This window comes from Chryseobacterium sp. FP211-J200 (assembly GCF_001643375.1).
GTDB lineage: Bacteria > Bacteroidota > Bacteroidia > Flavobacteriales > Weeksellaceae > Epilithonimonas > Epilithonimonas ginsengisoli.
Map to the genome: position 1 here is coordinate 1 of NZ_LSHB01000008.1, position 13,086 is coordinate 13,086.

The 13,086-nt window shown below is 37.9% G+C and carries 8 protein-coding genes; 2 read left to right on the forward strand and 6 right to left on the reverse strand.

Going from position 1 to position 13,086, the window contains the following annotated elements:
• Positions 1–8: 8 nt before the first annotated feature.
• The 3 genes from cas9 to AXA65_RS02485 all read right to left on the reverse strand — a co-directional run bounded on the left by cas9 (position 9) and on the right by AXA65_RS02485 (position 5,705).
• Positions 9–4,349: a type II CRISPR RNA-guided endonuclease Cas9 gene (gene cas9 / locus AXA65_RS02475; RefSeq protein WP_063968557.1), complete on the reverse strand. Its 4,341-nt coding sequence runs from the start codon at positions 4,347–4,349 to the stop codon at positions 9–11.
• A gap of 223 nt (positions 4,350–4,572) precedes the next feature.
• The gene (locus AXA65_RS02480; RefSeq protein WP_063968558.1) at positions 4,573–5,214 is read right to left on the reverse strand and encodes a DUF6266 family protein; all 642 of its coding nucleotides are present in this window, start codon (positions 5,212–5,214) and stop codon (positions 4,573–4,575) included.
• 221 nt (positions 5,215–5,435) lie between these two features.
• On the reverse strand, positions 5,436–5,705 hold the full coding sequence (locus AXA65_RS02485) for a helix-turn-helix domain-containing protein (RefSeq protein ID WP_063968559.1): 270 nt from the start codon (positions 5,703–5,705) through the stop codon (positions 5,436–5,438).
• A gap of 259 nt (positions 5,706–5,964) precedes the next feature.
• On the opposite strand from AXA65_RS02485, the gene AXA65_RS02490 reads away from it, so the two are divergent.
• Positions 5,965–8,088, forward strand: a complete 2,124-nt coding sequence (locus AXA65_RS02490; protein WP_063968560.1) for a Tex family protein — start codon at positions 5,965–5,967, stop codon at positions 8,086–8,088.
• Between the two features lie 97 nt (positions 8,089–8,185).
• Entirely contained in the window at positions 8,186–9,631 is a 1,446-nt protein-coding gene (locus AXA65_RS02495) for an FAD-dependent oxidoreductase (protein ID WP_063968561.1), read from the forward strand.
• A gap of 60 nt (positions 9,632–9,691) precedes the next feature.
• On the opposite strand, the gene AXA65_RS02500 is transcribed toward AXA65_RS02495, so the two are convergent.
• From AXA65_RS02500 to AXA65_RS02510, 3 genes are all read right to left on the reverse strand, one after another.
• Positions 9,692–10,405 (reverse strand): 3-ketoacyl-ACP reductase, encoded by a 714-nt coding sequence (locus tag AXA65_RS02500; RefSeq protein WP_063968562.1) that lies wholly within the window; start codon positions 10,403–10,405, stop codon positions 9,692–9,694.
• Positions 10,406–10,604: 199 nt separating this feature from the next.
• Entirely contained in the window at positions 10,605–11,351 is a 747-nt protein-coding gene (locus tag AXA65_RS02505; protein ID WP_063968563.1) for a glycerophosphodiester phosphodiesterase family protein, read from the reverse strand.
• A gap of 123 nt (positions 11,352–11,474) precedes the next feature.
• Positions 11,475–13,037: a M20/M25/M40 family metallo-hydrolase gene (locus AXA65_RS02510; protein ID WP_063968564.1), complete on the reverse strand. Its 1,563-nt coding sequence runs from the start codon at positions 13,035–13,037 to the stop codon at positions 11,475–11,477.
• Between the last annotated feature and the right edge of the window lie 49 nt (positions 13,038–13,086).

Sequence of the window (13,086 nt, forward strand, 5' to 3'; positions counted from 1 at the left end):
ATAATGCACTACGGGTTAATTAATATATTTTTTGTAAACCCTAATGAATCTGAAATTGTTCTAATTTTCTCATTATTGAAAGATGTATCTAAAGCCTTTCTTATTACAATTTTTTCTTCTCCGTCTATTGTTTGTTTTCCATAAAAGGTATCTTTTCCCAAACTCCTGCGAATCGCCCAATTTTGTTTTTGCCCATTTTCAACATTCTGTTTTTCAAACTTATTTTTGTTGGGAGAATTATTGTATCTGTTAACTGATTTATTGATTACCCGAAGATTTTGTTTGAAAGTAACAATTGTATTTTGCAATGCAGTTAAAGCCATTTTTTTGTAGTCTTGACCAAAAGATTCAAAATCTTTATAATGATACATCATTTCAGCAACAGAATCTCTTTTTGAATTTTCTGCTTCTCTTTGGCGAATTTCCCCCGGTAACATATAATACCAGTTATTCTCATCTTGCTCATCATCTCTTTTGGTGAATTTGATTTTTCGTTTTAACGTCTGTCTGTATTTTTCAATTTGCTTCTGTTTTCCAAAATTATCAGACTTGGCATTCGCATTAATATTATTGATATAATTAACGTGATCTTCCGTACACAACGCAACAACCAATGCGTCTAATGCGTGATGTCTATGGTCAATTCGTTTTATATCATAAGATTCATCTTTTTCGCGGATGATGTTGTCCAAATTACAATCAAAATATTTTTGTCCATTTTTAGAAATTTGCCAGCTTCCAAACAAACTTGATTGAGTCAATTCATTTAAACGAATAAATCTCGGAGCAACTAACTCTGTCCAGACTTGGTCTAGTTTCCAAGCTTTTTTTAGTTCTGTAGTTACCATTCCTGTAACCGGAAGTACATTTTTTGAGCGGAATTCTACTTCTCCCGGTTCTCTCACAATATGGCTTAAAAGTTCCATTGCTTTTCTTGCAATATGACGTGCGTTATTTAATTGGCTACTCGTAAATCCTTTAGGAATTTCTTTCGACAGTAAAATCATTTTTTTTGTACCTGAAAACTGAGTTTTCACTATGCTTAAAAAATCTTCTTCTGTACAGACAGGAATACCTAAATGCGATTGTCCATTTTGAGCTTGTATAAAAGCTCTGGCAGTTTTATCACTTTTCAATTTGTTTAAAGCAACCTCAACAACAACTTTATTACTCAATGAATTATTGGTAATGGAAGCTTGTGGAAAGATATGGTCAACATTGAATTTATTACCATCAAACAATTCAGTGAGTTTAATCATTTGTCCTGAATATGGCGAACGATAGCCTTGTTCTATCCAAAGTTTATATTTATCAAAATCTTCTTTTGTAATAAATGGCTTTTTCAGAATATCTTCAATATCTTTTTTGGTAATATTTTTTTCTTTTAACTCATCATTTTCATCAAAGAATTTTTTGTCATTATTTTTGGTATGCTCGGCACCTTCTTCTACAATTCTTAAGCGTTCAAAATGGTCGAAGTTTTTAGGATTGGCATTGTAAGAACTGTTTGCTAAATACTCTTCTAATAATTGGCGTAATCTTTTATTTTGTGATTTATTACCGGACATCCGTTTTGATTCTGATTCTTTTTCTTTGGCAGATTTTTTTAATTCTCTACCAACTTCTAAATGAATTCTTGAAAAGAAATCTTTTTCTCCTTTTCCATAATAATCCCATAAATCAGCAACCACTTGCATCATTTCCAAAAGAACTTTCTCTGCCACTGGATTATTAAGTGAATGTTGTTTTAATTCTTGATGGAGTTGTTTTCTAATATCATCTGGCGATGTCCAGTATTTTGCTTGTGCCAATTCAGAGTGACGACCGTAAATCAGATAAGAAGCTTGCGTTAGATTCAGTCTATTAAAATCTTCTCCTTGTTCAAAATCACGAAATACATTGAAAAGACCTTTAGGAAAAGGAATTTCTCCTTTTTGTAAATCAACATTGGTATTGATAACTTTAGCGTAATCAATACTATCTGCTGTGAAATCCATTTCTTTTAATTTCCTTAAAATCTTCTCTTTTCTAATTCCTAAATGTTCTTGCCAGTTTTGATACCATTGCTCACTTGTCCAGCTATCTTTATTTTCTCTTGTATCTAAACGAATTAATGGCAAAAACTTCTTCAATGCTTTTTCAGAATAAGCGCAATATTTCGAGGCGAATTTTGGATAATTTGCAAAATCGTTGATAACCTTTTCTTTTATTTCTTCAGTAATATCAAACCCATCAAAATAATTATTGAAAAAAGTAGATACACTTTTATTCTCATTTTCAGTTCGCTCTTTATATGTGACAGAATATAAATAATGCCATAACTCTAATTCTTTTTGTTGAGTGAGAAAATCAGTATATTCTGTGAAACCACAACGTTTAAAACGAGTGGCAATGCTTACACGTGTTTCATTTCCTTTGATTTCTTCATCTTCAGGGAAATTCCAAGCATAATTACTGTCTTTTGCTTTGTAATCAATTTTAAACTTTCTTTTACAATAAGAAAGAAACTGTTCTTGGTTTAATGATTTTCTATTGTTCAGTTCTTCAAATAGTTCCTGATATTCTTTTTCGCTTTTGAAGTATTCTTTTGTTATATCTTGGTTAGTTAATTTCTTGCCATCAACTTCTTTTTCAAGTTGAATTAATTTCAAACTATGCAGTTTATCCCAAATTCTAAACTCTTGAAAATATGGATGAGAAGCTGAAACTACTTTGATGTAGACTGGTTCTTTTTTTACTTTTATTTCTCCGGTTTCTATATCAACTTCTTTTATCGGATTACCATTTTTGTCTTCAATGTTTTTCCAATATCGAACCTCATATTTACAATTGGCAATTTCCGATTTCTTACTCTTCAACGGTCTTTGGTACATTAGAATATCTTCCACCAACAAGTGTTGGATTGCGTCTTTATTTTTCAAAAGCGATTCCTGATGATTTTTATTTTTTGGATAAAGTGTTTTCACACATTGTTCAAATACAGCTTTATCCTCTAAATTTATGTGAAATTGTTTTTGAGTAGAAATAATTTGTTTCAACTCCTCACGATAGAAATCTCTGTCAACAACTTGAAACATACCACCAATAATCTTTGTACGGTTTCCAGATTGAGCATCTTTTTTTAAAACATTGTAAATTATTGTGCTGATATATTTTTTAGGCTCTTTCGTTTGCGCATCTATATATCCATTGTCATAATTATAAGCCAAAGCTTCTTTTTCTGTTTTCTTTTTAAGCAAGGTCCAATCACTGGAGTTATCACTTAAATCAGGTTCTCTCAGTTTTCTCTCTTTACCTAACTGCGCTTTAATTTTTCCTTTAAAATCATACAGTGTTTCCACGATATAATCATATTCTTTGCCTAAAGCATTTTTATATTGAAAGGTATAATTATTTTTAGGTGGTTTGGTTTCTTTCCAACCATTCTGGTAAGTTAAGGTGTATATGTGTTTGCCATCTTTATTTTCGTAATCGACACTTTTTATTTCTAAAGGGTAAATATCAACTATTGTAAATTCAGTTTTTGCGTCGTCGATATTACCTTGTTCGTCAACTTTAGATATTTTTCTTATTTCTTTTAAATCATCTTTAAAAGTCATTTGAATTGCTGAGTACTCTTGGTAAATAAAATTATCATTACCATCTAAATGAACTTCGTAAAATTGTTTTCCATCATTATCAACTTTAGGTAAAACATCTTTCACCCTCAAATCCAGTTCTTCTAATATTTCGCCATCTTTGGTTGACTTATCTTCAACTTCAGTTTTTTCATACCCACGCTTTTGGTTGTAACTCAATAGTACCCACGCCAACTCTTCTAAACTAATTTTTTCAGATAAAGCTTTTTGCCTTAAAAAATATAAAGTCCAATCATAAGGAATTCTACTTTTCTTTTTATTTTCTATACCAATTCTATCAAGCATTTCTTGGTAGCTCTCTTTGAAAAGAAATTTCGCCTTTTCTCCGATTTGCTTTGTTAAGTAAGCTAACTTAGGTTCTTTATTTTTCTTGAATTGCCCACACTTTTCATCATTCTTATTAGTAAAATCTATCTCAAGTTTGTAATGTTTAGGAAGCGCATCTAACAAATCCAAAACTAAGTGTAACCTATCCCTTCTTAATAAATATCGTTCATTTAATCGTCTTGGACCTCTCTTTTCGGTTCTTTGAGCGGCAGAGCTTTTGATTTTCCCACTTCGCTCAAAATCACCAATTTCTCCTGCATCCATCGGTAATATGCGAGAACCTAAACCTAATATTTTTACTAATCCTTTTTCGTGATTGATTTCTATCAATGCCCAACCAATCGAGTTCGTTCCCAAGTCCAATCCAAGTATATTTTTTACCATAGCTATATAGTTTATTTGAAATTCCTAAAATTAAATAGAAATTAATTCATATAAATGCGGAAAACCGTAAAGTGATTAAATAATTAATATTTACATTTGTATCCGAAAGCAATTCACAATAAGGATTATTCCGTTGTGAAAACATTCAAGGCGGGGCAACTCGCCTTTTTTATTTTTAAGAAAGACCAAAAAAAAATCCACTCTCTCAAGTGGATTCTTCATTCTAAAGCACCCTGTGCTCGCCAAGATAAAAACTGTTACTCGCAAAGGTCTGCTTCTCCGTGTTGAGGAAAGCCCAGACCTCTATGGTCTTCCCAATGCAGAAGTTAGGGAGTGTGACACTCGCCATCAGGTCGGAGCGCACCACAATATCTTCAAAGATTTGAAAATCGTTCAGTTCCTTGCAGTAGCTTACCAGACTTACTTGGTCTGATGCCGAGGCATTGCCCTGTGCACTGTTATCTTCCCATTCCAGGTCTAGAACACCACCTGCTTGCGTATTCAGAATGGCATTCTGAAAGCCTGTCAGTTCACCTTTGGTGATCAGCACCTTGTTGTGCACCAGTTCCGGGATGCCTGCCACAACCTGCATCGCTTCATTGATGGTGTACGAAGTTGCCAGATTCACTCTGGATTTCACCCCACTACTCGACCCAAAATATTGGGACAAGATGGTTTTAAGTGGTTGCAAGAAAGCCACCGCCAGTTTAAACCTGGCTTGTTGCAAAAGCTGTTTCTCGGTAGGTTCTTTCAGGGATGGTTTTGGAAGACTTCGCATAATATCCTTACCACGCCAGTTAGCTCCTACTACCGTCCCGACTTTGCCCGAGAATCCACCCAGAATTCCTTTGTTGAATGTTGCCATAATTATAATTTTTAATTGTTTAACAAAACGAAGTTATAACACAAAACAACAGCCTGTACACCTCTGACAGGTTTTGACCGACTTTGACTTGATTTGAAGGAAAATGACTGGTTCCGATGTCATTCCTTCGGATCAGCTACCCGTTTTCTTCGGGTCTTCTTCGGAAAAAAGATGTTTTTTCCGAAGCCGATCCGAAGGAGAGCCGAAGATGACCCGAAGCATCACTTCTTCTTCCTGAGTACAGAGGAGATATCATAATAGATCTTCCCTTTCTTGATGATAAAATCTATCACACCTTCTTTTCGCCAGCGGTAGAGCGTACTGTCACTTACTTTTAGTTCAATTTTTGCATCAGCTGCATCTTTGTAGTCCGTCTCTTGATGATTGACGGGTATGGGAAGACGTTCTTTTAGCAAATCAGTCAATTCTTGGAATGAATTACCAACGTAAAGCAATAGGTCCTCCAGTGAAAAATTGTTCTTGTTTTTCATAATGTGTGATTTTTAACGGGATTAAATTAGTAAAAAAATCCACACAAAAACACAGATAAGTCACAAAAATTCAATGCTTTACAAACTTGATAATGATAATTAAATATATTTTTAATTTCTTAAAAAAACACTTTTAACAATGGAAGCGAAACGCTTTTCAGTCTCTACCAATTTCATAGGTCCTATTTTAAAAATTTGAATATGATGCAATCCTCAGTTCTCATTACAAAACACTATTTTCGCTTTTCAAAACTTAGAAATGACTTCTTCAGACTTTATACAGAAACAGCTTAATATATCCTCCAAAAGCATAGACAGCACCCTTCAGCTTCTTGCAGAAGATTGTACCATTCCCTTCATTGCCCGCTACAGAAAAGACAGAACCGGTAATCTGGACGAGGTGGCGATTGAAAATATCTTCAAGCTGAACAAGCAGTTTGACGAGATCACCAAACGGAAAGAAAGCATTCTAAAGTCCATAGATGAACAAAATGCTTTAACTTCCGAACTTAAACAAAAAATAGAACAAAGCTTTGACCTTCAGGAGCTCGAAGACCTCTATCTGCCCTACAAAAAACGCAAGAAGACCAAAGCCGACACCGCAAGAGAAAAAGGCCTGGAACCTTTGGCGAAGATCATTATGAGCCAGCGGAATGACGATGTAGAATTCTTGGCTTCCAAATACCTCAGCAAAGAGGTAGCTGATGAATCTGAAGCCTTGCAAGGCGCGAGAGACATCATAGCAGAATGGATCAATGAAAATCTTTACATCCGTAAAAACCTGCGAAGACTTTTTCAACGAAAAGCGATTATCACTTCGAAAGTCGTAAAAGCTAAAAAAGAGGATGAGGCAGCTCAGAAATTCTCCCAATATTTTGAATGGCAGGAAGCGCTGAACCGAATCCCAAGCCACAGATTATTGGCAATGCTCCGCGCAGAGAATGAAGGTTTTGTGAAGGTCTCTGTCGATATTGATAAAGAAGAAGCAGTAGAACTAATGGAAAATACCGTCATCAAAAGCAACAATTCCACGACCAAACAAATAGAACTAGTCATTGCAGATTCTTACAAACGACTCTTGGAACCCGCCATTTCCAACGAAGCTTTGCAGGAAGCGAAGGAAAAAGCAGACATCAAAGCCATCGAGGTTTTCTCGGAGAATCTTCAGCAATTGCTGTTGGCATCGCCGTTGGGAGAAAAAAGGATATTGGCAATCGACCCAGGATTCAGGACAGGTTGCAAAGTGGTTTGTCTGGATGAAAAGGGCGACCTGCTAAACAACGAAACCATCTATCCACACGCACCACAGAACGAAACTGGGATGGCGATGAAGAAGATCCGCTCGATGGTGAATGCCTATAACATTCAGGCCATTTCTATCGGAAACGGAACGGCAGGACGAGAAACGGAATTCTTCATCAAGAAAATTGCCTTTGATAAACCAATTCAGGTTTTTGTGGTGTCAGAAGCAGGCGCGTCCATCTATTCGGCAAGCAAAATTGCCAGAGATGAGTTCCCAAATTATGACGTGACCGTAAGAGGTGCGGTTTCTATTGGACGGAGATTGGCCGACCCTTTGGCAGAACTAGTAAAGATTGATGCCAAGTCGATTGGTGTGGGGCAATACCAGCACGATGTGGACCAGACCAAACTAAAAGAGGAATTGGACAATACCGTTATCCGTTCTGTAAACTCAGTCGGCATAAATCTTAATACAGCCAGCAAATCTCTATTAAGCTACGTTTCCGGAATCGGAGAAAAAATGGCTGAGAACATCGTGAACTACCGGACAGAAAACGGTGCCTTCACAGAGAGAAAAGAACTCAAAAAAGTTCCTAGACTCGGCGAAAAAGCTTATCAGCAAGCGGCCGCATTCGTAAGAATTAAAAATGCTAAAAATCCGTTGGATAATTCAGCGGTGCATCCGGAAGCTTACAAGACGATTGAGAAAATGGCGAAAGACCTTGGTCTCAAAACAGAAGACTTGATTTCAAATAAAGAAAAAATCGCGCTCATCAACCCAGAAAAATATATCACCAATGAAATTGGAATATTGGGAATCAAAGACATCTTGAAAGAACTGGAAAAACCAGGATTGGACCCAAGAAAGGCAGCAAAGGTATTCGAGTTTGACCCGAATGTAAAATCCATTAAAAACCTCAACCCTGGAATGATCCTTCCAGGCATTGTGAACAACATTACCGCCTTCGGATGTTTTGTAGATTTAGGAATCAAAGAAAGCGGACTCGTACACATCTCACAGTTGAAAGACGGTTTTGTATCGGATGTGAATGAAGTAGTGAAGCTTCATCAGCACGTTCAGGTGAAAGTGGTGGAAGTAGATGAGTCGAGGAAAAGGATCCAGTTGACGATGATCATTTAATCAGAAGTTTCATTAATGAAAAAATACATTAAGTAAATTGAAGCAAACGGTGAAACAATATTAAACCTGTTTTACAACTGTAAGAAACCATATAGAAATGCAAACTAAAACACCTTGTTTTACCATCTGCACAGAATGCCAAGGTCTCGGAAAGAAAAAGCGGAGAATCAAGAAAAGTGTGAAACTTCGCTATCAATCGGAACTGGAACATTTTGAAAAAACCAATGGCGAAGGAACACCTCCTACCCGTCCGGAAGCGCATTGGTATGTTTGCCCAACCTGTTCTGGCTCAGGATTGACTTCGGCTGACAGCTTCCCGATTCCAGATACAGAGAACCTTCCTCACGTCGCCATCATTGGTGCTGGGATTGGTGGTGTTGCTTTGGTTGTTGCTTGTTTACACCGTGGTATTCCTTTTACCATTTATGAGCGCGACAAAAGTTTTGATGAACGCTCGCAAGGTTATGGCCTTACCTTACAACAAGCCAGCAAAGCGATTGAAGGTTTCGGAATTTCGAAGTTGGAAAAAGGCGTGGTTTCGACAAGACATTTGGTTCACACGCCTGATGGAAAAGTAGTGGCCGAATGGGGAATGCGAAAGTGGCTTCAAAATTCCGAAAAACAATCCCCGAAAAAATCCAATATCCATATTGCCAGACAATCGCTCCGTTCCACATTCATCGAACAATTGGGTGGCAATGAAAACATCAAATGGGGACATCAATTAATCGATTTTAATGAAAATCAAGACGGTAAAATTGAACTTTACTTTCAAGTCAACGGCGAATCAAAGATTGAAAAAGCTGACATAATCGTTGGTGCAGACGGTATTCGAAGTGCTGTTCGTCATATTTTAATTGGTGAAGAAATTTCGCCTTTGCGCTATCTGGATTGCATTGTCATTTTAGGCATTTGTCCGTTGAGTGCTCTCGAAATTAATGACCATCATCTGTTGGATTCAGCGACGGTTTTTCAGACGGCGAACGGAAACGAACGGATCTATATGATGCCATTTGATGCCGATTCAATAATGTGGCAACTCAGTTTTCCGATGTCTGAGGACGAAGCAAAAAACCTCAGCAACAAAGGTTCGGAAGCCCTTAAACAAGAAGCTATCCGACGAACAAACTGGCATTCGCCAGTTCCTGAAATCATCAACGCCACTTTGGCAAATCAGATTTCCGGATATCCCGTTTATGACCGTGCGTTGCTCACACCAGAATTAATGAAAAACTTCGGAAACGCCACATTGATTGGTGATGCCGCACATCCGATGAGTCCTTTCAAGGGGCAAGGTGCCAATCAGGCTTTGCTGGATGCGTTATCCTTAGCTCGTGAAATATCAAAAAAATGCAGACCATTGTCGCAATGGCGAACCGACGGCATCAGAAAAAATGTCCTATCTGATTTCGAATCAGAAATGATACAGAGAAGTTCTGTCAAAGTTGAAGATTCCGCCGCGGCTGCACAATTCCTTCATTCCGAAATAGCGCTTTATGAAGGCAATGAGCCACGAGGGAAAGTCCTGAAAAGGAAAGATTAATCCAATAAAAAAGCGGTTCTACATTGTTGTAAAACCGCTTTTGCTTTATAATTGTTAAGCTTAAGGATTCGTAGAGAAAATTGAACCGTTTGCAATCAATGCGCGTCTGTTCATTTTCAGGATATCTCTTACCCATTCTGCAAAATCTTCTGGCTGAAGCACTTTGTCTGGATTTCCGTCCGTCAAACCGCCGTTGATGCTCATATCCGAAGCAATCGTGCTTGGCGTCAAAGTGATGACACGGATGTTTTCCTTTCTCCATTCTGCCATCATCGATTGTGATAATGAAACCACCGCAGCTTTCGATGCGGCGTAAGCTGACATATTCGGACCACCTTTCAAACCTGCTGTGGAAGCTACGTTTACTATATCACCTTGGCCTTTTTCTTTTAAGAAAGGGTAAACTGCTTTCGTAACGTAATATACGCCGAAAAGATTGGTTTTAATAACTTGTTCCCACGTCTCCGAAGGCATTTCCTCGATGCTTCCAAAGTCACCGATTCCAGCGTTGTTGACCAAAATATCCACGCCGCCAAGTTGCTCTGCAAGCGACTCGATTCCTGCTTTCACTTCCAATTCATTGTCCACACTGAAAACGGCGTAGGCTACTTTCACGCCAGTTGCTTTCAGTTCATTTGCTGCTATTTTAAGATAATTTTCGTTTCTTCCTGTGATGCCGACGTTCACGCCTTCATTGGCCAGGGTCTGCGCAACCGCTTTCCCAAGGCCTCTTCCGCCACCAGTGATGATGGCGTTTTTTCCTTTTAAATTCATTGTAATTATTTTGAAGGTGCAAATTTACCAAACGATTGTTTAGAAAAGAAACATTGCAATTAGATTTAATGAAATCTTATCATTTGGTACGTCTATAATATATGTCTTCGAGAGCCTCAGACTGACAAAACTCGAAACAAATAATTTGTAAAAGCGTTGTCACACTGAGGCTCTCGAAGTCCATTAAAAATAAAATTCCTTATTTCTCTTTCAACTGGTGCGGAACATTTGTCGTAACGAATTTCAGTCCTTGTTCTTTCAGTTTTTTATAAACTTCGAGGTCGTTCACAGTCCAGGAATTGGTAATTAATCCTAACGAATTAGCTTCTGAAATCCACGTTGGATTTTTCTCGAATACGCTGTAATGATAATCGATGCCGTCCAATCCTTCTGCTTTTATTTGTTGAGGCGAAAGATTGCCTTCCAGATATTGCACTTTGAAATTCGGTCCTGCTTTTTTAATTTCTTTACAAACATTCAAACTAAAAGAAATGAATTCACTTTGAGATTCCAGCTTCAAATCCTTGATGGTTTGAATGGTTTTCTTCACAATCTCGTTCTCAAGTTCTGGTGTTTTTGCTGGCTTGATTTCAACAATCAGTTTTAAAGAAGCATCTTTTTTGCCTTGTTTCAAATAATCTTTCAACGTTGGAAACTTCTCGCCATTGGAAAGTTTCAGTTTTGCTAATTCTTTAAAATCCGTTTCAGAAACTTCCATTTTCCCGTGGTGCTCATCATGGTTGATGACGAGAAAGCCATCTTTGGTCATTCTCACATCGAACTCCGCGCCGTAGATTTTCAATTTCTGAGCATTTTCTAAAGCCTTCAAAGAGTTTTCCGTCGTTAGCGGATTGGTCTGCCAATAGCCTCTGTGAGCGATGATTTGGGTTTGGGCATTCATTAATATGGAACTTAAAATCGTTAATCCTAGAATCAGTTTGTTCATTTTAAACTTTTTAAAACTCTCGCTGATTTGGCAAATCAAGCAGATTATATTAAATAAAATCTGAGTAATCAGCATAATCTGCGAGAGAAAATATTTTTGAATTTCTTTCTTTAATTAATAAAATTATTCGTCGTTGCTCGTTCTCTTCGGCTCACGTGCAACCGGCCATTTCATCGGTTCGCCTTTTTCGTCATTTGGCATTACTCTTTTTTCACGACTTGTGAACTCTGGGTCTTCGGAAGCCATATAAGCTAAAGTGGCTGTCAGAATTACATTGTTCTTCAGTTCATCAAAAACAATTTTGTCATAAGTATCTTTGGTCGTGTGCCAAGTGTAACCGAAATAACCCCAGTTAAGCGAACTCAAAGAGAATCCCGGAACGCCAGCTGAAACGAAAGAAGCGTGGTCGGAACCGCCTCCACCAGGCATTCCTGGGAAGTTGGTTTTGATGTTGTCTTTCACTTTTTTAGGAACCGCGTCCAGCCATTTTCCAATGTAAGCATACGAATCTTTGAAACCTTGTCCGCTGATGTCCACCACTCTACCCGTTCCGTTGTCTTGATTGAAAACCGCCTGTACGCCTTTGATGATTTCAGGATTGTCTGCCACGAAACCACGTGAGCCATTCAGTCCTTGCTCCTCGCTTCCCCAAAGTCCAACGATGATGGTTCGTTTGTTATTTGGATAATATTTTTTGAGGATTCGCATTGTCTCGAGCATCGTCAAAGTTCCGGTTCCGTTGTCCGTCGCACCTTGCGCGCCATCCCAAGAATCGAGGTGAGCAGAAAGAATGACATATTCGTTTGGTTTCTCAGAACCTTTTATCATTCCGATGGTGTTGAAGGATTTTGCTTCTGGAAGAACTTTGGATTGAGCATCAATTTTAATTCTTGGTTTTGCGCCTTTCTCCGCCATTCTGTAAAGCATTCCGTAATCTTCCAAATCGATATCGAACATTGGAATCTTCTTGGTCTTAGCTCCGAAAACACGATTGGTACTGTGAATTCCCGTCCAATTGGAAATTGCAATTCCGGATGCGCCCGCTTTTTCCAAAGCTTCTGGCAACGTGTTGTTATCGTAACCAATATTTTTGATGTATTCTTGAAAATCTTTTATCGCCTTTTGTTTTTCGGCTTTCAGTTTCTCATATAGTTCAGGCGTCGCAAATTCCTTGATTTGATCATCAGAACGGCCAATTTTCTGATATTGCGCCATCAAAACAATCTTTCCTTTTGCTGATGGTAACCATTGGTCAAATTCCGCTTTGGATGAGACTTTGGGAAGAATAACTACTTCTGCTTCAACGGCTTTTTTTGTTGCCGGACTCCAGGCTAATTGTGTTGCGGACAAAGTTTTTGTTCTTGGATAGACCATATCCACGTGTGTTGTTCCACGCTGCCAACCTTTCCAAGTTCCAAATTGTTGAAGGTTCGCTTCGATGCCCCAAGATTTTAGTTTATCGGCGGTGTAATTATTGGCGGCCAACATCTCCGGCGTTCCAACCAATCTTGGTCCTATGCCGTCCAAAAGTTCGAAAGCCATATCTTCCAATTGGGAATTATTATTAGCTTCATTTACAAAACTTTCGACAATTGGATTGAGCTTTTCTGTTGATTTGGTTTGAGCGTTGGAAAATTGGGCTGCAAAGAAAACAGCAGACATCGTGAACAAAGTGTTTCGCTTCATATCTTTTTATTTGATGTCGATAAAGATAGTAAAATCGGAAGAAAATAGA

Excerpts from the sequence above, each read along its gene's own strand:
- cas9 (WP_063968557.1), bottom strand. The coding sequence starts at position 4,349 with ATGGTAAAAAATATACTTGGATTGGACTTGGGAACGAACTCGATTGGT.
- AXA65_RS02480 (WP_063968558.1), bottom strand. The coding sequence starts at position 5,214 with ATGGCAACATTCAACAAAGGAATTCTGGGTGGATTCTCGGGCAAAGTC.
- AXA65_RS02485 (WP_063968559.1), bottom strand. The coding sequence starts at position 5,705 with ATGAAAAACAAGAACAATTTTTCACTGGAGGACCTATTGCTTTACGTT.
- AXA65_RS02490 (WP_063968560.1), top strand. The coding sequence starts at position 5,965 with ATGACTTCTTCAGACTTTATACAGAAACAGCTTAATATATCCTCCAAA.
- AXA65_RS02495 (WP_063968561.1), top strand. The coding sequence starts at position 8,186 with ATGCAAACTAAAACACCTTGTTTTACCATCTGCACAGAATGCCAAGGT.
- AXA65_RS02500 (WP_063968562.1), bottom strand. The coding sequence starts at position 10,405 with ATGAATTTAAAAGGAAAAAACGCCATCATCACTGGTGGCGGAAGAGGC.
- AXA65_RS02505 (WP_063968563.1), bottom strand. The coding sequence starts at position 11,351 with ATGAACAAACTGATTCTAGGATTAACGATTTTAAGTTCCATATTAATG.
- AXA65_RS02510 (WP_063968564.1), bottom strand. The coding sequence starts at position 13,037 with ATGAAGCGAAACACTTTGTTCACGATGTCTGCTGTTTTCTTTGCAGCC.